The organism is Pseudomonas sp. Irchel 3A18 (assembly GCF_900187465.1).
GTDB classification, from domain to species: domain Bacteria; phylum Pseudomonadota; class Gammaproteobacteria; order Pseudomonadales; family Pseudomonadaceae; genus Aquipseudomonas; species Aquipseudomonas cichorii.
The window spans coordinates 166,800-190,773 of record NZ_FYDI01000003.1; the positions used below are offsets into that span (position 1 = coordinate 166,800).

The following is a 23,974-nucleotide window of genomic DNA, read 5'->3' on the forward strand; positions in this document are numbered from 1 at the left end:
GGAAGAGGCCGGTTCAGGCGCAACGCTCGTATCTAGCTCACTGACGCCTTCCCGAATGAATTCGGTCCCACTGGTTTTTCAGAGGGCCAATAACTCCCGCAGCCCCAGCAAGACCAGGAAATGCCCGGGATAGATCGCATAAGCCCAGCGCCGCATGGGAGCTACCGCAAACCCGGGTTTCCTGCGCAGCAGTGCAATGCCCATGACCGGCGCGATCAGGCAAGCGATGATCGAACCAATGGAGATCGGATCACCCCACGCTGCACCGGCGAACATGTCGGGCCAGGCATTGGCCGCGACACAGAGCACCGCCGGAAAAACCCCGTACCAGAGCGGTTTCTGCAAGACCAGCAGCAATACCAGCGGCAGCAGCACACCCGCAAAACCGAACATAAGGTGTTGCTGAAAGAGCGCGGCAAACAACAAGGCAACAATGGCCATGAGTCGTGTCGTGACATTGCGGTGTCGCCAGCCCTGGGCAACCAGAAGCCCGAGCAACAGGGTCGGCATGACATTCAGGGTCGTGGCATCGGCCATGAACAATCGATAGGGAATCTCAGACAAGACCGCAAACGCCAACACCCAGCCCAGATAACGCCACTGCACCCGGGGCGTCACCAACGCGGCGCTGCGACGTGCCAGGTTGACGGCAATCGCCAGGCAAAACCAGGGAAACGCCAGGCGCCCCGGTACGTAGAGAACATTGACCGCCCAGCCCACATAGCGCAGGTGATCGAGCACCATGCTCAGCATCGCCAGCCATTTGAGCAGATCCAGCGCCTTGTCGCGTCCCGGCAGAAAGGGCGGGTTTGAAAGATCCATGTCGCTCCCGAAAATAAAAGCATTTCAACCGTTAACAATGGCGTTACTCAACACGGCATTGTTCGCTAAAGTGCGCACCATAAACGACCACAAGGAATCGGCCATGACAGACCAAAGCCAACAGTTCGCCAGCGACAACTATTCCGGCATCTGCCCCGAAGCCTGGGCGGCCATGGAACAGGCGAACAAAGGGCATCAACGTGCCTATGGCGATGACCAGTGGACTGCCCGCGCCTCCGACGATTTCCGTCGACTGTTCGAGACCGATTGCGAAGTGTTCTTTGCCTTCAACGGCACAGCGGCCAACTCGTTGGCACTGTCGTCGCTGTGCCAGAGTTATCACAGTGTCATCTGTTCGGAAACTGCCCACGTCGAAACAGACGAATGCGGCGCACCGGAGTTCTTCTCCAACGGCTCGAAACTGCTCACAGCCCCAAGCGCTGGCGGCAAGCTGACGCCTGAATCGATCCGCGAAGTGGCGCTCAAGCGTCAGGACATCCACTATCCCAAACCACGGGTCGTAACCCTGACCCAGGCGACGGAAGTCGGCGGTGTCTACCTGCCGGAAGAACTGCGGGCGATCAGCGCAACCTGCAAGGAGCTGGGCCTGCATCTGCATATGGATGGCGCCCGTTTCTCCAATGCCTGCGCCTATCTGGACTGCTCACCCGCCGAGCTGACCTGGAAATCGGGGGTCGATGTGCTGTGCTTTGGCGGCACCAAGAACGGCATGGCGGTGGGTGAAGCCATCCTGTTCTTCAACCATGATCTGGCCGAAGACTTCGACTATCGCTGCAAACAGGCCGGGCAACTGGCTTCAAAAATGCGCTTCCTGTCCGCGCCATGGGTCGGGCTGCTGGAAAACGACGCCTGGCTCAAACATGCGCGCCATGCCAACCATTGCGCGCAATTGCTGGCCGAACTGGTCAAGGATATTCCAGGTGTGGAGCTGATGTTCCCGGTGCAGGCCAACGGCGTGTTCCTGCAACTCTCGGAACCGGCAATTGCCGCGTTGACCGCCAGGGGCTGGCGTTTCTACACCTTCATCGGCAAGGGCGGCGCACGCTTCATGTGCTCCTGGGATACCGAAGAAGCACGGGTGCGGGAACTGGCGGCAGATATTCGCCTGGTGATGCAGGGTTAGGATTATCGCCTTGTTCAACTGTGTGGGAGCGAATCGCTCCCACAACCGTTAGCACTCAACCCTGCGAAATGGTCTTGGAAATCACATCCACTGTCGCGCTCACCTGCTCCTGGTAACGCGCCAGCTCGACCTTGTGTTGCTGCTCAAGCTCAATCTGCTGCGAACACAGGTTCAGCGCCGCCAGCACCAGCAGGCGGTCGCCGATCAGGGTCGGGTATTTGCGCTTGGTATCGGTCAGGGATGCCTGGAGCATCGCCGCGGCCTGCAGGAGGGTCTTGTCTTCGCCTGCCGGCGCCTTGACCGAATACTCGCTACCCAGAATGGAGAGAACGGTTACCCCGTTTCTGTCGTAGTTCATGCGCTGACAGCACTGGCGCTGGTTGCGCGTTCGACCAGTGCCTGAATGCGCGCAGCGGTACTGCCTTGTTTCTCTTCCTGTTCCATCAGGCTCAATTGCAGGCTGTCGTTCTCATCCCTGGCTTTGGCAAGTTCGGCGCTCAGTTGCGCGTTTGTGTCCTGCAGTTGCTGGTTCTGTTGCACCAGATCACCGACAAGCTGTTCCAACTGGCTAAGGGAGGTTTCCAACATTCTGATTTCTCAAGCAAATTTCAACGGGCGCACACGATAAAGAAAAGTCTCCACGCATGCCAGAACAAAGCAAGGCTTCAGGGGCCATGTGACTGCATTTTAACCACCGGGTTCCTGCGGTTCGTCAGAACACCGCCGCTGCGACAAAAGCGCACAGCAAAAATCTCGGTGCCATCACTCATAAACGGCCCAACCCAGTGGTTTCAAGTACTTGCAGACAATTTTTCATTTTCTGGAAAAAACGCCAGAAACTCATCCACGTCAAAGTATGTGCCCTGCCCTCAAGACTTTCGTCGTAGAACCGATAGGCAGCCAACATCACGAAATTGCCTTTTCTTTCTATACGACGCATGGAACGCGCCTGACTTCTGGAAGCTTCCATGTCATTACGTAATATGAATATCGCGCCACGCGCGTTTCTCGGGTTTGCCGTGATCGGCGCACTCATGCTGATTCTCGGTTTTTTCGCGCTCTCGCAGATGAGCAAGATCCGCGTAGCGACCGAGACCCTGGCCGAGAACAGTGTTCCCAGCATCAAAAGTCTGGATCGGTTTGCAGAAGTGAGTATCCGCCTGCGGGTGCTCTCCTATCGACTGCTGGTCAATCGGGAACCGGATATCCAGCAGAAGACCATCGACTTGCTGGCCATGCGCAACAAGCAGATCAGCGAAGCCCAGGCCATTTACGAAAGACTGATCGGTGACCCGAAAGAGCAAGCACTCTACAACCAGTACGTGCAATTGCTCGGTCAATATCGCCAGCTCGAAGACCGTATGAAAGTCCTGACCCGGGCCAACAAGGTCGATGAGTTGCAAGACCTGCTCAATAACGAAATGCTCAGCAACTCCGACCAGATGAACGTCGTGCTCAGCAAACTGGTGGACATCAACACGGAACAGTTGAACAACACCAAAAAGCAGGCCGCCCAGGAATATGCTTCAGCCTTCAATCTGGTCATCGGCCTGCTGATCATCGCCACCCTGCTGACCATCCTGTTCGCCTGGCTGTTGACCAAGAGCATTACCAGCCCGATTTCAGCGGCATTGCATGCAGCCGAAACCATCGCCGAAGGCAACCTGACTCGCCCGATAGAAGTCGACGGCACCGACGAAGCAGGCCGTTTGCTGCTGGCCATGCAAACCATGCAAGGCAAGCTGCGTGACACCCTGCAACGCATTTCCGGCTCAGCTACCCAACTGGCTTCGGCAGCAGAAGAACTGAATGCGGTCACCGACGAAAGTGCTCGCGGACTGTCGCAACAGAACAACGAAATCGAACAGGCAGCCACTGCGGTCAACGAAATGACCAGCGCCGTCGAAGAGGTTGCCCGCAACGCAACCAGCACCTCCGAAGCCTCGAAGAGCGCAACCACGTCGGCTGGCGACGGTCGCGATCTGGTGGTGGAAACCGTCAATGCCATCGAGCGCATGAGCGGCGACGTGCAAGGCACAGCCGAACTCATCAGCAATCTGGCTGAGGAATCCCGCGATATCGGCAAGGTACTGGATGTGATTCGCGGCCTTGCCGACCAGACCAACCTGCTGGCCCTCAACGCCGCCATTGAAGCCGCCCGCGCCGGTGAAGCCGGACGTGGTTTCGCGGTGGTCGCCGATGAAGTCCGCGCCCTGGCCCATCGCACCCAGCAATCGACCAGCGAAATCGAACGCATGATCGGCAGCATTCAGGGTGGCACGGAACAGGCCGTGAACTCGATGCGCAACAGCACCGAACGTGCAGAATCCACCCTGAGCATCGCCAAAGGTGCCGGTCTGGCGCTGGAAACCATTCACGCGGCGGTGGAAGAAATCAACGAACGTAACCTGGTCATCGCCAGCGCCGCCGAAGAACAGGCTCAAGTCGCCCGGGAAGTTGACCGCAATCTGGTGAACATCCGCGACCTGTCAGCCCAATCCACCACAGGTGCCAACCAGACCACAGCCGCCAGCAATGAGCTGTCGCGTCTGGCAGTCGATCTGAACAGCATGGTTTCGCGGTTTAGCTTGTAATACCCGCGAATGAATTCGCTCCTACGCGGTGGGAGCGAATTCATTCGCGAAAAAGCCTTACAAGCGCACGCTCGCAAACGTCGACTCGTTACGCGCCTGACTCAATGCCGACATGGGGCCGGACAGCGGGGCCAGTACCAGGGCTTGGGGGATTGGCATCATGGCGACTTGCTGGGTCGTGTTTGAACCCACACGCTCATCGCGTGGCGGGATGCCGAAGTATTCGCGGTAGCACTTGGAGAAATGTGGCGTCGACACGAAGCCACAGACCGATGCCACTTCAATGATCGACATGGGCGTCTGCTTGAGCAGTTGCCGGGCGCGGATCAGGCGCAGCTTGAGGTAATAACGCGACGGCGAGCAGTGCAGGTACTTCTGGAACAACCGCTCCAGTTGCCTGCGTGAAACCGCCACGTAAACCGCCAGTTCATCCAGATCGATCGGCTCTTCAAGATTGGCCTCCATCAAGGCCACGATTTCCTGCAGCTTGGGCTGGTTGGTGCCCAGCATGTGCTTGAGCGGTACGCGCTGGTGATCCTGTTCGTTACGAATACGCTCGTAAACGAACATCTCGGAAATAGCAGCCGACAATTCACGGCCATGATCGCGGCTGATCAGGTGCAGCATCATGTCCAGCGGCGCGGTGCCACCAGAACTGGTGAAACGGTTGCGGTCCAGAGTGAACAAGCGAGTGCTCATCGAGACACGCGGGAAAGCTTCCTGCATCGCCGCCAGACATTCCCAGTGAACACTGCAATCGAAACCATCGAGCAGGCCCGCACAGGCCAATGCCCAACTGCCAGTACACACGGCGCCCAGGCGACGGGACTGGCGGGCCTGGCTCTGCAGCCAGCTAACGTGCTCACGGGTAACGGTGCGCTGAATCCCGACGCCGCCACAGACAATGATAGTGTCCAGTGCCGGTGCCTTTTGCATCGCGGCATCCGGAGTGATCTGCAGACCATCACTGGCCCAGACCTGGTTGCCGTCCACGCTCAGGGTGGTCCAGCGATAGAGTTCACGACCGGAAAGCTGATTGGCCATGCGCAGGGGTTCGACCGCCGATGCGAGTGAGATCAGGGTGAAGTTGTCCAGCAACAGAAAGCCGATGGACTGTGGCGCGCGGTTCTGGGGTTGTGCCCCTGCATTGAACGAAGTCATCACGTATCTCCTCACTCTTGGCGGTAGTTGGCCTCAGGCGAGGCTCTTCTTAGTAGCCTTGCTTCATGCATGGCCTTCCAACCCCATCGCAAATCCCATGCCGAAAACTGAATAGCCATTCAATAACCCCTGAAAGCGACGTCGTGATGTGTCTATTCAGGTGCGACCGGCGTATCCAATTGCGACGTGCGAGCCACGCACGACAAGGAAGCGTGAGCAGTTCGGTAGCACTTTCGGGAAACGGGAACGAACGATGTTGCCCAACGGTGTCACTCATCGCACAGGGCAATAGCACGGCGCCATAACCCATTCTTTTCGCGCTAAAAGGTGGCGGTTCCTGACAGGTATGATCGAAAAGCGAGCAAGCCATTCGCTGTCCAAAGGCAAGAAGGCGCCGTACAAGTGAACTTCAATACACGTTGTCGTCTCCATTATCTGGCCGTTTTTAGCTGGCCCAACCCGGTAAAAGTGCGCTTGCAGGTGGGAAAAAAGCTGTAAGCGACGTTGCTCACACTGGATGCGACCCCGCCTGTACTGGATACGACGCCCCCTGTAGGCGTTTGATTTTCACTGTTACATGATCGGCTTCGACTCGATCGCCGGGCGCAGTGAAAGAGCTTCGCAAGACACTTTGCCAACACAACAAGCCGCGTCAGCGCCCCGTTGCTGATGAGATGAATAGACAGAATTCACAGGAGTCCACCCCATGAAAGGTTCTAAATCCTTGCTGTTGGCCGCCACGCTCGGTTTGCCGCTGCTGGCCCAGGCCGCCGAGCCAGAAGCCTGTCACACAGTCAAATTCTCGGACGTCGGCTGGACTGACATTACCGTCACCACTGCGGTGACCAGCGTCGTACTCGAGTCTCTGGGCTACCAGACCAAGACCACCATGATTTCAGTTCCCGTGACCTACAAGTCCCTGGCTGATGGCAAGAACATGGACGTCTTCCTGGGCAACTGGATGCCCACCATGGAAAACGACATCAAGGCCTACCGCGAAGCGGGCACCGTGGAAACCGTTCGCGCCAACCTCGAAAACGCCAAGTACACGCTGGCCGTTCCACAGGCGCTTTACGACAAGGGCCTGAAGGACTTCTCCGATATAGCCAAATTCAAGAAAGAGCTCGACGGCAAGATCTACGGGATCGAACCGGGCAACGACGGCAATCGCCTGATCCAGAGCATGATCGACAAGAACGCCTTCGGCCTGAAGGACGCAGGCTTCAAGGTCGTCGAATCCAGTGAGGCCGGCATGCTGTCGCAGGTTGACCGTGCCACGCGTCGTTCTACGGACGTGGTCTTCCTGGGATGGGAACCCCATCCGATGAATACCCGCTTCAAGATGCAGTACCTGACCGGTGGCGACGAGTATTTCGGGCCCAACTTCGGCCAGGCCACTATCTTCACCAATACACGCAAGGGTTACGTGCAAGAGTGCAGCAACGTCGGCCAGTTGCTGAAGAATCTCTCGTTCACCCTGAACATGGAAAGTACCCTGATGGGCAATGTACTGGACGACAAGATGAAACCCGATGCCGCCGCCAAGGCGTGGATCAAGAACAACCCTCAAGTGCTCGACACCTGGCTCGCCGGAGTCACCACCGTAGACGGCAAGCCAGGCCTGGAGGCTGCAAAGGCCAAACTGACACAGTAAGACGATGGCAGGCGGCCTGCCCGCCTGCTGTCCCATTCTTCCCGCAAGCGGACAATCGATACCATGCTGACTGACCATAAAATCCCTCTGGGCGAGTACATCGCGGCCTTTGTCGACTGGTTGACGCAAAACGGCGCCAACTACTTCGATGCCATTGCCTCGACCCTGGAAATGATGATCCACGGCCTGACCTTCGGCCTGACCTGGTTCAACCCGTTGGTATTGATTGGCCTGATTGCGGCACTGGCGCATTACATCCAGCGCAAATGGGGCCTGACGGTATTCGTCATCCTGGCCTTCCTGCTGATCCTGAACCTGCATTACTGGCAGGAAACCATGGAAACACTGGCCCAGGTGCTGTTCGCCACACTGGTCTGCGTGGTCATCGGTGTGCCGCTGGGCATCATCGCTGCCCACAAACCCATGTTCTACACCGTCATCCGTCCGCTGCTGGACCTGATGCAGACCGTACCGACCTTCGTGTACCTGATTCCAACCCTGACCCTGTTCGGCCTGGGCGTGGTGCCTGGTCTGATTTCCACAGTGGTCTTCGCCATCGCCGCGCCGATCCGCCTGACGTATCTGGGCATTCGCGATGTGCCCCATGAACTGCTCGATGCGGGCAAGGCCTTTGGCTCGTCACGTCGCCAGTTGCTGACCCGTATTGAACTGCCATACGCCATGCCCAGCATCGCGGCAGGCATTACCCAGTGCATCATGCTGTCGCTGTCGATGGTGGTGATCGCAGCACTGGTGGGTGCCGACGGTCTGGGCAAACCCGTGGTCAATGCACTGAACACCGCTGATATCGCCCTGGGCTTCGAAGCCGGTCTGGCGATCGTATTGCTGGCAATCATGCTCGACCGTATCTGCAAACAACCCGAAGCCAAGGTAGGGTCCGACGCATGAGTATCATCAAATTCGACCAGGTAGACGTCATCTTCGCCAAGGATCCGCGTGAGGCTCTCAAGCTGCTGGACCAAGGCCTCACGCGTGACCAGATCCTGAAAAAAATCGGCCAGATCGTCGGCGTGGAAAAAGCCACCCTGGAAATCGAGAAAGGCGAAATCTGTGTCCTGATGGGCCTGTCAGGCTCGGGCAAGTCCAGTCTGTTGCGCTGCATCAACGGTCTCAATACCGTCAGCCGTGGTTCGTTGTATGTCGAGCATGAAGGCTCGCAGATCAACATCGCCAACTGCACGGCGGCAGAACTGAAAATGATGCGCACCCAGCGCATCGCGATGGTGTTCCAGAAGTTCGCCCTGATGCCCTGGCTGACCGTACGCGAGAACATCAGCTTCGGCCTGGAAATGCAGGGGCGACCGGAAAAGGAACGACGCAAGCTGGTCGACGAAAAACTGGAACTGGTCGGCCTGACTCAATGGCGCAACAAGAAGCCCGATGAACTGTCCGGCGGCATGCAGCAGCGTGTCGGCCTGGCACGGGCACTGGCGATGGACGCCGACATTCTGCTGATGGACGAGCCTTTCTCTGCGCTCGACCCGCTGATCCGCCAGGGCCTGCAGGACGAACTGCTGGCCCTGCAAAGCAAACTGAGCAAGACCATCGTTTTCGTCAGCCACGACCTGGATGAAGCCCTCAAGCTGGGCAGCCGCATCGCCATCATGAAAGACGGCCGGATCATTCAGTACAGCGTGCCCGAAGAAATCGTCCTTAACCCCGCCGATGACTATGTACGAACCTTCGTTGCCCACACCAATCCGCTCAATGTGCTGTGCGGCCGCAGCCTGATGCGCACGGTCGACAATTGCACCCGGATCAACGGTTCCGTGTGCCTGGACCCAGGCGTGGATTCCTGGCTGGATCTGGCCGAAGGCAACGTGATCAAAAGCGCTCGCCAGGGGGCTGCGCAGCTCGATTTGCAGAACTGGACACCGGGCCAGGACGTCGCCAGCCTGGATCGCCGTCCGACACTGGTTCACTCCAATATCGGCATGCGCGATGCTTTGCAGATCCGCTACCAGACCGGCAATAAGCTGGTGCTGCAGGATGGCGACAAGGTGGTCGGTATTCTGGGCGACAGCGAGTTGTATCACGCACTGCTGGGCAAGAATCTGGGGTAAATATTTCTCTGTGAGAGAGGGCTTGGTCGCTTCAGACGGCCTCGTCGCGAGCAAGCTCCCTCCCACAAAATCGGCCCGGTTTTCTCGCGAATGAATTCGCTCCTAGAGGCCTTTTGTCACGTCCACAGTTTTTTATTGATTGATCGTTCAATTAAAAACAACTAGGCTAAAAAGGCTCAGCAAGCCACGGAGACCCGAACCAATGCCCAAGGTTGGTATGCAACCCATCCGCCGTCAGCAACTGATCCAGGCCACGCTCAGCGCGGTGGACAAGGTCGGCATGAGCGACGCCAGCATTGCTCTGATTGCGCGCTTGGCCGGCGTCTCCAACGGCATCATCAGCCACTACTTTCAGGACAAGAACGGCCTGATCGCGGCGACCATGCGCCACCTGATGAATGCCCTGATCCAGAGCGTGAGCGAACGCCGTCAGGCGCTGACCGATGACAGCCCCAGGGCGCATCTGCAAGTCATCATCGAGGGCAACTTCGATGCCAGCCAGGTCAATGGCCCGGCGATGAAAACCTGGCTGGCCTTCTGGGCCACCAGCATGCATCACCCGTCACTGCACAGGTTGCAGCGGATCAACGATCACCGCCTGTACTCGAACCTGTGCTGCCAGTTCCGCCGCGTCTTACCGCTGGAACAGGCTCGCAGCGCAGCCCGTGGCCTGGCAGCGCTCATCGACGGTTTGTGGTTGCGCGGCGCCTTGTCGGGCGATGCTTTCGACACGGAGCAGGCGCAGCAGATCGCTTACGAATACATGGATTTTCAACTGGCGAAAGCGGTGGACTGAAGCGCTCAAGAGCCCTTTTCATCGAACGACTGGCACCGAATGTTGACCAAACATACCGGCAAGCTGAGATCAGTCATCGCCCCCAACATGAATTTGCGAGGACTTTATGGCCCGTTTTGAATTGCAGAAACTCTATATCCATGGCGGCTACGTAGACGCCAGCAACCCCGCCACTTTCGATGCCATCAACCCGGCGAATGGCGAAGTGCTCGCGCAAGTACAACGTGCAGGCAAAGACGATGTCGAACGCGCTGTCGCCAGTGCAGAAAAAGGCCAGAAGATCTGGGCCGCCATGACCGCGATGGAGCGCTCGCGCATCCTGCGCCGTGCCGTGGACATCCTGCGCGAGCGCAACGATGAACTGGCAGCACTGGAAACCCTGGATACCGGCAAGGCTTATTCCGAAACCCGTTATGTCGACGTCGTGACCGGCGCCGATGTGCTGGAGTACTACGCAGGTCTGGTCCCCGCCATCGAGGGCGAACAGATCCCGCTGCGTAATTCTTCCTTCGTCTACACCCGCCGCGAGCCGCTGGGTGTGGTGGCCGGTATCGGCGCCTGGAACTACCCGATCCAGATTGCCCTGTGGAAATCCGCTCCGGCACTGGCAGCGGGCAACGCGATGATCTTCAAGCCGAGTGAAGTCACTTCCCTGACCACCTTGAAACTGGCGGAAATCTACACCGAAGCCGGCGTACCCGATGGCGTGTTCAACGTGCTGACCGGCAGCGGCCGTGAAGTCGGTACCTGGATCACCGAGCACCCGCGCATCGAAAAGGTTTCCTTCACCGGCGGCACCGACACCGGCAAGAAAGTCATGGCCAGCGCGTCGAGTTCTTCGCTCAAGGAAGTGACCATGGAACTGGGCGGCAAGTCGCCGCTGATCATCTTCGACGACGCGGACCTGGATCGCGCCGCCGACATTGCAATGATGGCCAACTTCTACAGCTCCGGTCAGGTCTGCACCAACGGCACGCGGGTTTTCGTCCCCAACGCCCTGAAGGCACAACTGGAAGCCAAAATCCTGGAGCGCGTAAAACGCATCCGCATCGGCAACCCGGAAGATGACAACACCAACTTCGGCCCGCTGGTCAGCTTCGAGCATATGGAAAGCGTGCTGGGCTACATCACCAAGGGCAAGGAAGAAGGTGCGCGCCTGCTGTGCGGCGGCGAACGCCTGACCGAAGGCGACCTCGCCAAAGGTGCCTTCGTGGCGCCGACCGTGTTCACCGACTGCACCGACGAGATGACCATCGTGCGCGAAGAAATCTTCGGCCCGGTGATGAGCATCCTCGGTTACGACAGCGAAGACGAAGTGATCCGCCGCGCCAACGACACCGACTTCGGCCTGGCAGCCGGTATCGTCACCCGCGACCTGAACCGTGCGCACCGCGTGATTCACCAGCTTGAAGCCGGCATCTGCTGGATCAATACCTGGGGCGAGTCTGCGGCAGAAATGCCGGTCGGTGGCTACAAGCAATCGGGCGTGGGCCGCGAAAACGGCATCAGCTCACTGGCGCAATACACACGCATCAAATCCGTACAGGTGGAACTGGGCGATTACGCATCGGTGTTTTAAGGCAGCCAGCAGTAAGCGGCAAGTTACAAGCTTCAAGTGAAGCAGCTTGCCGCCCTCATTCTTACAGGCAGCACCTGAATGCCTTTGCTTGCGGCTTGAAACTTGAAGCTTGCAGCTCTACGAAGGACTTTCTATGACCACGCAATCCGAATTCGACTACATCATCATCGGTGCCGGCTCTGCCGGTAACACCCTGGCAGCCCGTCTCACCGAAGATCCGGGCGTCACCGTTCTGTTGCTGGAAGCCGGCGGCCCGGATTATCGCCTGGATTTCCGTACCCAGATGCCTGCGGCGCTGGCGTTTCCACTGCAAGGCCGTCGCTACAACTGGGCCTATGAGACCGAGCCGGAACCTCACATGAATAACCGCCGCATGGAATGCGGGCGCGGCAAGGGCCTGGGTGGCTCGTCGCTCATCAACGGTATGTGCTACATCCGCGGCAACGCCATGGACTATGACGGCTGGGCCAAGGAGCCGGGTCTGGAAGACTGGAGCTACCTCGACTGCCTGCCGTATTTCCGCAAGGCCGAAACCCGCGACATCGGCCCCAACGATTATCACGGCGGTGACGGTCCGGTCAGCGTGACCACGCCCAAGGCGGGCAATAACCCATTGTTCCACGCCATGGTCGAAGCCGGTGTGCAGGCAGGTTATCCACGCACCGACGACCTCAACGGTTATCAACAGGAAGGCTTCGGCCCGATGGACAGAACCGTGACGCCCAATGGCCGTCGCGCCAGCACCGCTCGTGGTTATCTGGATGAAGCCAAGAAGCGCCCGACACTGACCATCGTCACCCACGCCCTGACCGACCGCATTCTGTTCGAGGGCAAGCGTGCCGTCGGCGTGGCTTATCTGCGCGGTGCCAGCGACACCCGCATCGAAGCCCGTGCCCGCAAGGAAGTCCTGCTGTGCAGCGGCGCCATCGCTTCGCCGCAGATCCTGCAACGCTCCGGTGTCGGCCCGGCCGAACTGCTGAACAAGCTCGATATTCCCGTGGTTCACGACCTGCCGGGTGTCGGCCAGAACCTTCAGGATCACCTGGAGATGTACCTGCAATACAGCTGCACCCAGCCGGTTTCGCTCTACCCTTCCCTGTTATGGTGGAACCAGCCGGCCATTGGCGCCGAATGGATGTTCCTCGGCACAGGCATCGGTGCCAGCAACCAGTTCGAGGCGGGCGGGTTCATTCGTTCGAGCGAAGAGTTCGAGTGGCCGAACATCCAGTACCACTTCCTGCCGGTTGCCATTAACTACAACGGCACCAAAGGTGTGAAAGAGCATGGTTTCCAGGCTCACGTCGGCTCCATGCGCTCACCGAGCCGTGGCCGGGTGCAGGTCAAGTCCAAGGACCCACGCGAGTACCCGAGCATCCTGTTCAACTACATGTCTAGCGAGCAGGACTGGCAGGAGTTCCGCGACGGCATCCGCCTGACTCGGGAGATCATGCAGCAACCGGCACTGGACCCGTACCGTGGCCGCGAAATCAGCCCTGGCATCGAAGTACAGTCCGACGAAGAGCTGGATAAGTTCGTCCGTGAACACGCCGAAACGGCGTATCACCCTTCGTGCACCTGCAAGATGGGCACCGATGAGATGGCCGTCGTCGATGGTCAGGGTCGTGTCCATGGCCTGGAAAGCCTGCGCGTGGTGGATGCCTCGATCATGCCGATCATCACCACCGGTAACCTGAATGCACCGACCATCATGATTGCCGAGAAGATCGCCGACAGGATCCGTGGCCGTCAGCCGTTGCCGCGCAGCACCGCCGACTACTTCGTGGCAGGCGACAGACCGGCACGCGGTACGCCGGTGCGAGGCGCAGTAGCACAGGTGTGATTCAGGCTCTATGATCTGCGGGCAAGCCTGTTCCATTCGCGAACACCTTGCCCGCCTCAACAAGGAGCTCTCTGCATGTTCGATTTCTCCGCTCAGCTCAAGCAGCGGTTCGCCGCACTGCAGAGCGATGCGCAATTCTTTTCCGTACGTTATGTCCGCAGAACCAGCCAGCACCTGAGCGTACGCAAGAACGTGGCCGAGCCGCCATCGCTGGGCAGCGATGAAGGGGCGATGCTGACGGTGCGCCTCAACGGCGTTGAAACCTACGCCGCCACCAACGATATTTCCCAACGTGGCCTGCAGTCCGCCTTGCAACAGGCCGAAGCACTGGCGCGGCGTCTGGCCCCGCACTCGCTGCTGGACCTGACCGAACAGGCTGTCTCGACGGCACGCGCCGATTACCTGTCGCCCAACCTGAGCAATGCCTTCCCGAGCCTGAGCGATTGCATTGATCTGCTGATGGCCGAGTCGAAGTCAGTCCCCAGAGACGAGCGTCTGGTGAACTGGCAGGTCGGCCTGGGCCTGGAAAACGTCGAACAGATCTATCTCAACAGCGCAGGTGCCGAGATTCGTCAGGCACAGCGTTTTGTCTTCCCGGGCCTGACCGTGACCGCCTATGACGGGCGTGACAGCCAGACCCGCAGCCTGGGCCGCGATAACTTCGGCCAGCAGGGCGGCGCAGAGATCATCAGCAATTGCGGACTGATCGGCGCAGCCGCACAGGTTGCCGATCAGGCACTGCAATTGATCCTGGCCCCCAACACGCCCACAGGTCCCCGCGATCTGCTGTTGATGCCGGACCAGATGATTCTGCAGATCCACGAATCCATAGGCCATCCGCTGGAACTGGACCGGATTCTGGGTGACGAGCGCAATTACGCCGGCACCAGCTTCGTCAAGGCATCGGACTTCGGCACGCTGCAATACGGCTCCAGTCTGCTCAACGTGACTTTCGATCCCGAGATTCCCGAGCAACTGGCCAGCTACGGGCATGACGACGATGGCACAGCCGCAAGCAAGCAATTCCTGATTCGCGATGGCCTGTTGCAGCGGCCATTGGGCGGTGCGCTGTCGCAATACCGCTCCGGTCTGCCGGGCGTCGCCAACAGCCGCGCCTGCAACTGGAACCGTCCGCCCATCGACCGCATGGCCAACCTGAATATCGAACCGGGTGACCAGTCGCTGGATCAACTGATCGGCAATATCGAGCACGGCATCCTGATGTCCACCAACCGCTCGTGGTCCATCGACGATGCGCGCAACAAATTCCAGTTCGGTTGCGAGTGGGGCCAGTTGATCGAAAACGGCGAGCTCAAGGGCGTGGTCAAGAACCCCAACTATCGAGCGATTTCCGCGCAGTTCTGGCGCAACCTCAGCGCGGTCGGCGACGCCAGCACCTTCAAGGTCCTGGGCACGCCCAATTGCGGGAAAGGCGAACCCAATCAGGTGGTGCGTGTCGGTCACGCTTCCCCAGCCTGTGTGTTCGCCAATGTGGATGTATTTGGAGGTGATGCCTGATGTCTCATCAACAGCAATTCGAGGCATTGGTCGCCGTCCTCAAGGCAGGTATCAGCCCGAACGAACACTTCACCCTGACCTACAACGCCGAAGCCTCGGACTTCATTCGCTTCAATCATGGCCAGGTCCGTCAGGCCGGGCATGTGCAGCAAGCCGGCGTGACCTTCAAACTGATCGATGACGGTCGGCATGCCGATCTGGAACTGACGCTTTCGGGCGATGCACAGGTCGACGGTCAGCGTTTGAGCGAGGCTTTGGTTCAACTGCGCGAAACCTTGGTATCACTCGCCAAGGACCCGTATCTGCTGCCCAATACCGAGGCCTGGCACAGCAACAACTTGCAAGAGCCGCCGTTGCCGGACAGCGGGCAAGTCGTGGAGCAGATCACCGAATTGTCACAAGGTCTGGATCTGGTGGGCTTTTACGCTGCCGGGCCGGTATATCGCGGCTTCGCCAGTTCCTGGGGCGCGCTGGGCTGGCATCAGGCAAATAGCTTCAATTTCGACTGGAGCCTGTTCCACGAAAACGGCCAGGCCGTTAAAGCCAACTATGCAGGTCATGATTGGGACAGCGAGGCCTTTGCCAGACGCTTCAATCAGGCTCGCGAGCAGTTGGAGTTTCTCGGTCGTCCGCTGCGCACTCTGGAGCCCGGTCAATACCGCGCTTATCTGGCACCTGCAGCACTGGATGAAATCATCGGCATGCTGTGCTGGGGCGGGTTTTCCGCACAGGCGCTGGCCAGCAAGCACAGCCCGTTGCAGCGGCTGTACAGCGGCGATACCCGTTTCAGCCCGCTGTTCAGCCTGGATGAACAGGTCAGCGGTTCGCTGTCACCGGCGTTCTCCCTCGAAGGTTATCCACGCAAGGACCTGTCCCTGATTGCCGGCGGCGAAGCCCGCGAGCAACTGGTCGACTCCAGCAGCGCCGCCGAATACGGCCTGCAAGCCAACGGCGCGGACAACGGCGAGTGGCCAAGCGCACTGAGCATGGCGGGCGGTACTCTGGAGCAGGAACAGATTCTCAAGCAGCTCGGCACTGGCCTGTATATCAGCAACCTCTGGTATCTGAATTTTTCCGATCAGTCTGCGGCACGCCTGACGGGCATGACCCGTTTTGCGACCTTCTGGGTCGAAGACGGCAAGATCGTGGCACCGGTCAATACCATGCGTTTTGATGACAGCGCTTACAGCCTGCTGGGTAACGCCCTGGAAAACCTGACCCGCGAGCGGGAGCTGATTCTATCGGCCAGCACTTATAGCCAGCGCCAGACAGCCTCCATTCAGTTGCCTGGGGCTTTGATAAGCAAGCTGACATTGACGTTGTAGCCCTCCCTTCGCGAATGAATTCGCTCCTACGGGGTTGTCTGTAGAAGCGAATCGGGCGGCGCTCCGCTCATTCGCGAAACGAATCATAGAGAACGACATGCCACATCTGGACGAAAAAACCCTGCGCTGGATGCCTTGGGTCATCGCCATCGCCTTCTTCATGCAAAGTCTGGACGGCACGATTCTCAATACTGCTCTGCCGTCCATGGCACGTTCGCTGGAAGAAGATCCGCTGCGCATGCAGTCGGTGGTCATTGCCTACATGTTGACCATCGCCCTGCTGATTCCCGCTTCGGGCTGGATTGCCGATCGCTTCGGCATCAAACGCATCTTTTTCAGCGCCATCCTCTTGTTCAGCTTCGGCTCGTTGCTGTGCGCACTGTCCAACTCGCTGAACATGCTGGTGGCAGCACGGGTCATTCAGGGGCTTGGCGGTGCGTTGATGCTGCCTATCGGGCGCTTGATCGTATTACGCGCCTACCCACGCTCGGAGCTGGTGCGGATCATGGGGTTCATTACCGTGCCCGGCCTGTTGGGGCCGCTACTCGGGCCGAGCATGGGCGGCTGGATGGTCGAGTACATGAGCTGGCACTGGATCTTCCTGATCAATATTCCCGTGGGGTTGCTGGGCTGCTATGCGGTCAAGCATTTCATCCCGGATATCCCAGGCGGCGGACGCACACGCTTCGACGGCACAGGATTCATTCTGTTCGGGGCCTCGATGGTGCTGATCACCATTGCGCTGGAAGGCCTGGGCGAGCTGCACCTGCCGCACATGCGCGTGGTCTTGCTGCTGTTCGCCGGCCTGGGCTGTCTGGCGGCCTACTGGCTGCGGGCCGGGCATGTGGAGTTTCCACTCTTTGCACCGTCGTTGTTTCGCACCCGGACCTTTGCGGTGGGCATTCTGGGCAATCTGTTTGCGCGACTGGGCAGTGGCGCCCTGCCGTTTCTGGTGCCCTTGCTGCTGCAGATCCCGCTGGGTTATTCACCGGCGCAGGCCGGCATGAGCATGCTGCCGCTGGCCGCCGCCGGAATGTTCGCCAAAACCGTGGCCCGCAGGCTGATCGAACTGCTGGGGTATCGCACCATCCTGACCGGCAACACGTTGCTGTTGGGAATACTGCTGGCGACCCTGGCGCTGGTGGACACTCAAACCCCGTACTGGGTGCTGCTTGTCCATCTGGCCCTGCTGGGCGCAGTGAACGCCTTGCAGTTCACCGCCATGAACACCGTGACCCTGATCGACCTGGACGATGCCAGCACCGCCAGTGGCAACAGCCTGCTGTCGGTCGTCGCGCAATTGTCACTGAGCCTGGGCGTGGCATCCGCTGCCGCCCTGCTGGGCGGCTTTACCGATGACGTGGCCACGGGCGAAGTCAGCAGTGTACTGGGGGCATTCCAACTGACCTTCCTGAGCGTGGGAGTACTGGCGATGTTTGCAGCGGGGATATTTCTGCAATTGCCTGCGCAGGAGGGTAAGAGATTAAGGTAAAGAGAGTAGGAGCGAATTCATTCGCGAGAGGCCCGTACATCCGAAGAAAATGTATCGCCTTCAATTGACGCCTCGCGAATAAATTCGCTCCTGCAGTTTGCTGCATCATTTATCGACATTGCCATCTGAGCAACCCTTACGACCTGATACACTGCGCGACATTTTTGTTTTGCAGGTCCACCGTCGTGACTAACACCGCTTTCAACACTTTGCCCCTGTCCGCCGCCATGCTGGCTAACCTGGAGTCGCTTGGTTACGCCCAGATGACGCCGATTCAGGCGCAAAGCCTGCCGGTGATTCTCAAGGGCATGGACCTGATCGCTCAGGCCAAGACCGGCAGCGGCAAGACCGCCGCCTTTGGTATCGGTCTGCTGAACCCGATCAACCCGCGCTTCTTCGGTTGCCAGGCTCTGGTGATGTGCCCGACCCGCGAACTGGCCGATCAGGTGGCCAAGGAAATTCGTCGTCTGGCCCGCTCCGAAGACAACATCAAGGTGCTGACCCTGTGCGGCGGCGTGCCTTTTGGGCCGCAGATCGGCTCGCTGGAGCATGGCGCGCACATCATCGTCGGCACGCCGGGCCGTATCCAGCAGCACCTGCGCAAGGGCTCGCTGGTACTGGATGGGCTGAACACGCTGATTCTCGATGAAGCGGACCGCATGCTGGACATGGGTTTCTACGACGCCATCGCCGACATCATCGAGCAGACTCCGCAACGTCGCCAGACCCTGCTGTTCTCGGCCACCTACCCGGTCGGCATCAAGCAACTGGCTTCAAAATTCATGCGCGATCCGCAGACCGTCAAGGTCGAGGCACTGCATGCCGACAGCCAGATCGAGCAGATTTTCTACGAAATCTCTCCGGAGCAACGTCTGGAAGCCGTGGTCAAGGTGCTTGGCCATTTCCGTCCGACGTCCTGCGTCGCGTTCTGCTTCACCAAGCAGCAGGTTCAGGAAGTGGTCGATCACCTGACCGCCAAGGGCATGTCCGCCGTGGGCCTGCATGGCGACCTGGAGCAGCGTGACCGTGACCAGGTGCTGGCGATGTTCGCCAACCGCAGCACTTCGGTGCTGGTGGCCACTGACGTAGCGGCCCGAGGTCTGGATATCGATGCGCTGGACATGGTCATCAACGTCGAGCTGGCCCGGGATTCGGAAATCCACATCCACCGCGTCGGTCGTACCGGTCGTGCGGGTGAAACAGGTATCGCGGTCAGCCTTGTAGCCCCTTCGGAAAGCCAGCGTGCCCGGGCTATCGAAGAGTTGCAGAAAGCGCCCCTGAACTGGCAGCAATACGACAACCTGAGCGTCAAGGAAGGCGGCAAGCTGCTGCCAGCCATGACGACTCTGTGCATCGGTTCCGGCCGCAAGGACAAGCTGCGTCCGGGCGATATTCTGGGTGCATTGACGGGCGAGGCCGGTGTTCCGGGCGCGCAGGTCGGCAAGATCGCCATTTTCGACTTCCAGGCTTATGTGGCTGTCGAGCGCAGCATCGCCAAGCAGGCGCTGGAGCGTTTGAACAATGGCAAGATCAAGGGCAAGTCGTTGCGGGTTCGTATCTTGTAAAAAGCGTCGCGGGCAAGCCCCCTCCCACAGGTTGAACATTATTCCCGGCTCCACACGAGGACCATGCTGTGCCCGTTACTGACGTTGTAATCATTGGCGCTGGCGCCGCAGGTTTGATGTGTGCGCTCACCGCCGCAGGTCGTGGCCGCAAGGTGATGCTGATCGATCACGCCAACAAGCCGGGCAAGAAGATCCTCATGTCCGGTGGCGGGCGCTGCAACTTCACCAACATCTACACGGAGCCGGGCAATTTCCTGTCGCAGAACCCACACTTCTGCAAATCGGCCCTGGCCCGCTATACCCAGTGGGACTTCATCGAGATGGTCGCCAAACATGGCGTGCCTTATCACGAGAAGAAGCTGGGCCAGCTATTCTGCGATAACAAGTCCAGCGACATCCTGGAAATGCTGCTCGAAGAGTGCCGACAGGCCGGTGCCAGTCTGCACATGGACACTTCCGTGCAGCAGATCGAAAAGACTGAAACCGGCTACCGCCTGGAAACCACCCTTGGCACCTTGAGCTGCGAGTCGTTGGTGATCGCCACGGGCGGCCTGTCGATTCCGACGCTGGGTGCCACAGGTTTCGGTTATCAGATCGGCAAGCAATTTGGCCACAGGCTGCTGCCGACTCGCGCCGGGCTGGTGCCGTTCACCATCACCGACCAGCTCAAGGAGTTGTGCAGCGAGCTGTCGGGGACGTCAGTGGACTGTCTGGTCAGTTGCAATGACACAAGCTTTCGCGAAAACATCCTGTTTACCCACCGCGGCCTCAGTGGTCCGGCAATCCTGCAGATCTCGTCGTTCTGGCAACCGGGTGACAGTGTGGAAATCAACCTGCTGCCCGATCACGACGTCCCGGGCTGGCTGGCCAAGCAGCAGGCAGAACGCCCGAACAGCGAACTGAAAACCCTGCTGGGGGAAATCTTCACCAAGAAGATGGCCAACCTGCTGGCCGAACACTGGTTCGCTTCAAAACCCATGAAGCAGTACACCCACGCCGAACTGGCCGACATCGCCGAAAAACTGGCGAGCTGGCGGGTCGTGCCGGCGGGCACCGAAGGCTATCGCACGGCCGAGGTTACGTTGGGCGGCATCGATACCCGTGAAGTGTCTTCCAAGACCATGGAATCACTGAAATCACCAGGGCTGTATTTCGTGGGTGAGGTGCTGGATGTGAGCGGCCATCTGGGCGGTTTCAATTTCCAGTGGGCCTGGGCATCGGCCTATGCGGCGGCACAATACGTCTGACAGCGGGAAAGCCACACACCCCGGGCAATAATTTTTTTCCCAAGCGGATGTACAGGCCAGCCTCGGGCCTGTACATATCTTTCTGCGGGATCGATCAATTGCGAACAAGGCCGTCATCTCATTCATGGCATCAAAATCTCTGCGTCATACACTCCGTCGGTTATGGGCACTGGACAAGTTCAGCTATAGCGTTCGGGTCTTTATCGCACTGACCGGCAGCATGGCGCTGTGCTGGTATCAAAATGAGATGGGCTTGCTGATCCCGCTGTTCCTGGGGATTATCGCCTGCGCCCTGGCCGAAACCGATGACAGCTGGCAAGGCCGCCTCAATGCCCTGGCCGTGACGCTGGTGTGTTTCAGCATTGCCGCGCTGGCCGTCGAACTCCTGTTCCCCTATCCCTGGCTGTTCGTTTGCGCACTGGCCCTGGCCAGTTTCTGCCTGACCATGCTCGGGGCGCTGGGCGAGCGCTATGGTGCAATTGCCTACGGCACCCTGATTCTCTCGGTCTACACCATGATTGGCGTGGACCAGCGTGGTGGCGAGGTTCTCGATTTCTGGCATGAACCGATGCTGCTGGTGGCGGGCGCAGCCTGGTACGGCCTGCTGTCGGTACTGTGGCAGATGCTGTTTTCCAACCAGCCGGTGCAGCAGGCGCTGGCGCGGCTGTTTCGCGAACTGGGGCTGTACCTGAAACTCAAGTCGACCCTGTTCGAGCCGATTCGCACCCTCAATGTGGAAGAGCGACGCCTGGAGCTGGCCAAGCAGAACGGCCGGGTCGTTGCAGCACTGAACACCACCAAGGAAATCATCTTGCATCGGGTAGGCAATGGCCGGCCCGGCTCGAAAGTCAGCCGCTATCTGAAGCTGTACTTCATCGCACAGGACATTCACGAGCGCGCCAGTTCATCGCATTACCCGTACAACTCGCTGGCCGAAGCGTTTTTCCACAGCGATGTGCTGTTCCGCTGTCAGCGCCTGCTGCGCCAGCAGGGGGTTGCCTGCCAGGCGTTATCCGAGTCCATTCAACTGCGTCAGCCATTTGTCTACGACCCAAGCTTTGCCGAAGCAATGGAAGACCTGCGCGCCTCCCTTGAGCACTTGCGCATCCAGAGCAACCCGGCGTGGCGCAGCCTGTTGCGCTCCTTGCGGGCACTGGCGGCCAACCTTGAAACCCTGGACCGCCTGATCAGCGATGCCAGCAATCCGGATGCCCTGGCTGATGCGACAGACAGCAGCCTGCTGGACCGCTCGCCACGCACTCTCAAGGATGTCTGGACACGCCTGCGCCTGCAAATGACGCCGACCTCGCTGCTGTTCCGTCATGCCTTGCGCCTGCCGCTTGCCCTGTCGGTGGGTTACGCCATGGTGCATCTGATCCATCCTTCCCAAGGCTACTGGATCATCCTGACCACGGTTTTCGTCTGCCAGCCAAGTTACGGCGCGACCCGGCGCAAGCTGGTACAACGGATTATCGGCACCGCCCTTGGCCTGACCGTGGGTTGGGCACTGTTCGATCTGGTGACCACCCCGGTCCTGCAATCGATGTGTGCGGTGCTGGCGGGCGTGGTGTTCTTCGTCAACCGCACGACGCGCTACACCCTCTCGACCGCTGCGATCACGGTGATGGTGCTGTTCTGTTTCAATCAGGTGGGCGATGGCTACGGGCTGTTCCTCCCACGCCTGTTCGATACCTTGCTGGGCAGCCTGATTGCCGGGCTTGCGGTGTTCCTGTTCCTGCCTGACTGGCAAGGTCGCAAGCTGAACAAGGTGCTGGCCAATACCCTGAGCTGCAACAGCATTTACCTGCGCCAGATCATGCAGCAATACGCCAAGGGCAAGAGCGACGACCTGGCTTATCGCCTGGCCCGGCGCAATGCGCACAATGCCGATGCGGCGCTTTCAACGACGCTGGCGAACATGCTGATGGAGCCTGGACACTTCCGCAAAGAGGCGGATGTGGGCTTTCGCTTTCTGGTGTTGTCGCACACGCTGCTGAGTTATCTGTCCGGGCTGGGCGCGCATCGCGACACGCAACTGCCCAGTGATGTCCACGAACAGCTTATCGATGGCGCAGGCGCGGCGCTGGCAGCCAGCATCGATGAGATCGCCCAGAGCCTGGCCGAAAAGAAACCGGTTGCCGTGCAGAACGATGCCGAAGAGGAACTGGCAACCCAACTGGAACAGATGCCCGACGAACTGGACGAGAGCCAGCGGCTGGTCCAGACGCAACTGGCCTTGATCTATCGTCAGTTGGCACCTTTACGCACGTTGGCAGCGCATTTGATCAAGGGGCCACAGGCATCAGACCGTGCAGCCTGAGCAGATCGTCGTAAGTACCATCAACCTTCATGGCGGCGATTTCCCGATCAAAGCTGGCGACGATTTGCGCATGCTTCGGGTTCTTCAGGCTGACCAGAATATGCAGGCTGTTCTCGGTGAGTGAGTCCGGCAGGAACTCGACGTGATTGCGCACTTCGTCGGGCTCGTTGGCCAGACTGTAACGGGCCACGAACTCATCCTCCAGTGCCAGATCGACACGTCCTGCAGCCAGCATGTTCGCCGCCATGGAAAAGCTGTGGACCGGGACCTTGCGTAACGCCTGATCATTGTCGAACGACGGGTAATAGGCGTAACCACGCACCACCGCAATGATGTACTTGTGCAGTTGATCGAGGTTCGAGACATCGATATTCGAGTCCTTGCGCTTGAGAAAGCGCACCCGATTGACCAGATATTCGGCAGAAAACTGGCCAACCCGGGTGCGCTCTTCATTGAACCAGGCATTGATCAGGACATCATTGCGCCCCTCGGCAATACCATGCATGGCACGCGCCCAGGGTACCTGCTCGTAAACGGTCTGATACCCGGCACGCTGCAGCGCGGTTCTGACGATATCGGTCGCCAGACCGTCGTGAAGCAGTGAGGCATCGGTAAAGGGAGGCCAGGCATCGGCAACCAGACGCAGCTTCTCGCCTGCTCCTGCCTCAGCGATCAGCAGTAACCCCAGCAACCCAACAGCTTGAAGCAGTCGCGACATGCTTGAATTCCCCAGGTGGGCAGCATGCCCGATCCAGACCGAGAGTCGTTGATCAATAGCGTCATTTGAATCCTGACTTGTATTGAAGACCCTATCCCGTCAGGAAACAACCCAC

General features: G+C 59.1%; 20 protein-coding genes. 14 read left to right on the plus strand and 6 right to left on the minus strand.

From position 1 onward, the window contains the following. Nucleotides 1-78: 78 nt before the first annotated feature. Nucleotides 79-822, minus strand: a complete 744-nt coding sequence (locus CKW23_RS06440; protein WP_025258198.1) for a TraX family protein — start codon at nucleotides 820-822, stop codon at nucleotides 79-81. A 103-nt stretch (nucleotides 823-925) separates the two neighbouring features. Here CKW23_RS06440 and CKW23_RS06445 point away from each other — a divergent pair, with 103 nt between their 5' ends. After that, complete coding sequence (locus CKW23_RS06445; protein WP_025258197.1) at nucleotides 926-1,966, plus strand: low specificity L-threonine aldolase; 1,041 nt, start codon at nucleotides 926-928, stop codon at nucleotides 1,964-1,966. 55 nt (nucleotides 1,967-2,021) lie between these two features. Here CKW23_RS06445 and CKW23_RS06450 read toward each other — a convergent pair whose 3' ends face one another. The 3 genes from CKW23_RS06450 to CKW23_RS26445 all read right to left on the minus strand — a co-directional run bounded on the left by CKW23_RS06450 (nucleotide 2,022) and on the right by CKW23_RS26445 (nucleotide 2,906). Further along, complete coding sequence (locus tag CKW23_RS06450) at nucleotides 2,022-2,324, minus strand: cell division protein ZapA (protein WP_025258196.1); 303 nt, start codon at nucleotides 2,322-2,324, stop codon at nucleotides 2,022-2,024. Then, nucleotides 2,321-2,554 carry a hypothetical protein gene (locus CKW23_RS06455; protein ID WP_025258195.1) on the minus strand — a complete coding sequence of 78 codons (234 nt, stop codon included), beginning with the start codon at nucleotides 2,552-2,554 and terminating at the stop codon, nucleotides 2,321-2,323. Before CKW23_RS06455 ends, CKW23_RS06450 begins: the two co-directional genes overlap by 4 nt. Before the next feature lie 178 nt (nucleotides 2,555-2,732). Then, nucleotides 2,733-2,906 (minus strand): hypothetical protein, encoded by a 174-nt coding sequence (locus CKW23_RS26445; RefSeq protein ID WP_155951527.1) that lies wholly within the window; start codon nucleotides 2,904-2,906, stop codon nucleotides 2,733-2,735. A 28-nt stretch (nucleotides 2,907-2,934) separates the two neighbouring features. Between CKW23_RS26445 and CKW23_RS06460 the strand changes: the two genes are divergently transcribed. After that, entirely contained in the window at nucleotides 2,935-4,560 is a 1,626-nt protein-coding gene (locus CKW23_RS06460) for a methyl-accepting chemotaxis protein (RefSeq protein ID WP_095067261.1), read from the plus strand. 57 nt (nucleotides 4,561-4,617) lie between these two features. On the opposite strand, the gene CKW23_RS06465 is transcribed toward CKW23_RS06460, so the two are convergent. Then, nucleotides 4,618-5,721 carry a GlxA family transcriptional regulator gene (locus CKW23_RS06465; RefSeq protein WP_025258193.1) on the minus strand — a complete coding sequence of 368 codons (1,104 nt, stop codon included), beginning with the start codon at nucleotides 5,719-5,721 and terminating at the stop codon, nucleotides 4,618-4,620. A gap of 706 nt (nucleotides 5,722-6,427) precedes the next feature. On the opposite strand from CKW23_RS06465, the gene CKW23_RS06470 reads away from it, so the two are divergent. From CKW23_RS06470 to yccS, 12 genes are all read left to right on the plus strand, one after another. Beyond that, nucleotides 6,428-7,375, plus strand: a complete 948-nt coding sequence (locus CKW23_RS06470) for a choline ABC transporter substrate-binding protein (RefSeq protein ID WP_025258192.1) — start codon at nucleotides 6,428-6,430, stop codon at nucleotides 7,373-7,375. Nucleotides 7,376-7,438: 63 nt separating this feature from the next. Next, the gene (choW, locus tag CKW23_RS06475) at nucleotides 7,439-8,284 is read left to right on the plus strand and encodes a choline ABC transporter permease subunit (protein ID WP_025258191.1); all 846 of its coding nucleotides are present in this window, start codon (nucleotides 7,439-7,441) and stop codon (nucleotides 8,282-8,284) included. Continuing rightward, nucleotides 8,281-9,459, plus strand: a complete 1,179-nt coding sequence (gene choV, locus CKW23_RS06480) for a choline ABC transporter ATP-binding protein (protein ID WP_025258190.1) — start codon at nucleotides 8,281-8,283, stop codon at nucleotides 9,457-9,459. The genes choW and choV overlap by 4 nt, the downstream gene beginning before the upstream one ends. A gap of 202 nt (nucleotides 9,460-9,661) precedes the next feature. After that, nucleotides 9,662-10,255 (plus strand): transcriptional regulator BetI, encoded by a 594-nt coding sequence (gene betI / locus CKW23_RS06485; RefSeq protein WP_095067262.1) that lies wholly within the window; start codon nucleotides 9,662-9,664, stop codon nucleotides 10,253-10,255. 106 nt (nucleotides 10,256-10,361) lie between these two features. Next, complete coding sequence (gene betB / locus CKW23_RS06490) at nucleotides 10,362-11,834, plus strand: betaine-aldehyde dehydrogenase (protein ID WP_025258188.1); 1,473 nt, start codon at nucleotides 10,362-10,364, stop codon at nucleotides 11,832-11,834. Between the two features lie 133 nt (nucleotides 11,835-11,967). Then, nucleotides 11,968-13,674, plus strand: coding sequence for a choline dehydrogenase (gene betA, locus CKW23_RS06495; RefSeq protein WP_025258187.1), 1,707 nt, complete (start codon nucleotides 11,968-11,970; stop codon nucleotides 13,672-13,674). A gap of 75 nt (nucleotides 13,675-13,749) precedes the next feature. Next, a complete protein-coding gene (locus CKW23_RS06500) occupies nucleotides 13,750-15,192 on the plus strand; it encodes a TldD/PmbA family protein (protein ID WP_025258186.1) in 1,443 nt (480 codons plus the stop codon). Next, complete coding sequence (locus tag CKW23_RS06505) at nucleotides 15,192-16,517, plus strand: TldD/PmbA family protein (protein ID WP_095067263.1); 1,326 nt, start codon at nucleotides 15,192-15,194, stop codon at nucleotides 16,515-16,517. Before CKW23_RS06500 ends, CKW23_RS06505 begins: the two co-directional genes overlap by 1 nt. Nucleotides 16,518-16,614: 97 nt before the next feature. After that, entirely contained in the window at nucleotides 16,615-18,009 is a 1,395-nt protein-coding gene (gene mdtD, locus CKW23_RS06510; protein WP_371856554.1) for a multidrug transporter subunit MdtD, read from the plus strand. A gap of 185 nt (nucleotides 18,010-18,194) precedes the next feature. Next, complete coding sequence (gene dbpA, locus CKW23_RS06515) at nucleotides 18,195-19,574, plus strand: ATP-dependent RNA helicase DbpA (RefSeq protein WP_025258183.1); 1,380 nt, start codon at nucleotides 18,195-18,197, stop codon at nucleotides 19,572-19,574. 68 nt (nucleotides 19,575-19,642) lie between these two features. Continuing rightward, nucleotides 19,643-20,821, plus strand: coding sequence for an NAD(P)/FAD-dependent oxidoreductase (locus CKW23_RS06520; protein ID WP_025258182.1), 1,179 nt, complete (start codon nucleotides 19,643-19,645; stop codon nucleotides 20,819-20,821). 124 nt (nucleotides 20,822-20,945) lie between these two features. Beyond that, nucleotides 20,946-23,141, plus strand: a complete 2,196-nt coding sequence (gene yccS / locus CKW23_RS06525) for a YccS family putative transporter (RefSeq protein WP_095067264.1) — start codon at nucleotides 20,946-20,948, stop codon at nucleotides 23,139-23,141. On the opposite strand, the gene CKW23_RS06530 is transcribed toward yccS, so the two are convergent. Next, entirely contained in the window at nucleotides 23,107-23,859 is a 753-nt protein-coding gene (locus CKW23_RS06530) for an ABC transporter substrate-binding protein (protein ID WP_095067265.1), read from the minus strand. The genes yccS and CKW23_RS06530 overlap by 35 nt on opposite strands. Nucleotides 23,860-23,974 lie beyond the last annotated feature (115 nt).

Coding starts and splice junctions, on each gene's coding strand:
- CKW23_RS06440 (WP_025258198.1), bottom strand. CDS start 822: ATGGATCTTTCAAACCCGCCCTTTCTGCCGGGACGCGACAAGGCGCTG.
- CKW23_RS06445 (WP_025258197.1), top strand. CDS start 926: ATGACAGACCAAAGCCAACAGTTCGCCAGCGACAACTATTCCGGCATC.
- CKW23_RS06450 (WP_025258196.1), bottom strand. CDS start 2,324: ATGAACTACGACAGAAACGGGGTAACCGTTCTCTCCATTCTGGGTAGC.
- CKW23_RS06455 (WP_025258195.1), bottom strand. CDS start 2,554: ATGTTGGAAACCTCCCTTAGCCAGTTGGAACAGCTTGTCGGTGATCTG.
- CKW23_RS26445 (WP_155951527.1), bottom strand. CDS start 2,906: ATGCGTCGTATAGAAAGAAAAGGCAATTTCGTGATGTTGGCTGCCTAT.
- CKW23_RS06460 (WP_095067261.1), top strand. CDS start 2,935: ATGTCATTACGTAATATGAATATCGCGCCACGCGCGTTTCTCGGGTTT.
- CKW23_RS06465 (WP_025258193.1), bottom strand. CDS start 5,721: ATGACTTCGTTCAATGCAGGGGCACAACCCCAGAACCGCGCGCCACAG.
- CKW23_RS06470 (WP_025258192.1), top strand. CDS start 6,428: ATGAAAGGTTCTAAATCCTTGCTGTTGGCCGCCACGCTCGGTTTGCCG.
- choW (WP_025258191.1), top strand. CDS start 7,439: ATGCTGACTGACCATAAAATCCCTCTGGGCGAGTACATCGCGGCCTTT.
- choV (WP_025258190.1), top strand. CDS start 8,281: ATGAGTATCATCAAATTCGACCAGGTAGACGTCATCTTCGCCAAGGAT.
- betI (WP_095067262.1), top strand. CDS start 9,662: ATGCCCAAGGTTGGTATGCAACCCATCCGCCGTCAGCAACTGATCCAG.
- betB (WP_025258188.1), top strand. CDS start 10,362: ATGGCCCGTTTTGAATTGCAGAAACTCTATATCCATGGCGGCTACGTA.
- betA (WP_025258187.1), top strand. CDS start 11,968: ATGACCACGCAATCCGAATTCGACTACATCATCATCGGTGCCGGCTCT.
- CKW23_RS06500 (WP_025258186.1), top strand. CDS start 13,750: ATGTTCGATTTCTCCGCTCAGCTCAAGCAGCGGTTCGCCGCACTGCAG.
- CKW23_RS06505 (WP_095067263.1), top strand. CDS start 15,192: ATGTCTCATCAACAGCAATTCGAGGCATTGGTCGCCGTCCTCAAGGCA.
- mdtD (WP_371856554.1), top strand. CDS start 16,615: ATGCCACATCTGGACGAAAAAACCCTGCGCTGGATGCCTTGGGTCATC.
- yccS (WP_095067264.1), top strand. CDS start 20,946: ATGGCATCAAAATCTCTGCGTCATACACTCCGTCGGTTATGGGCACTG.
- CKW23_RS06530 (WP_095067265.1), bottom strand. CDS start 23,859: ATGTCGCGACTGCTTCAAGCTGTTGGGTTGCTGGGGTTACTGCTGATC.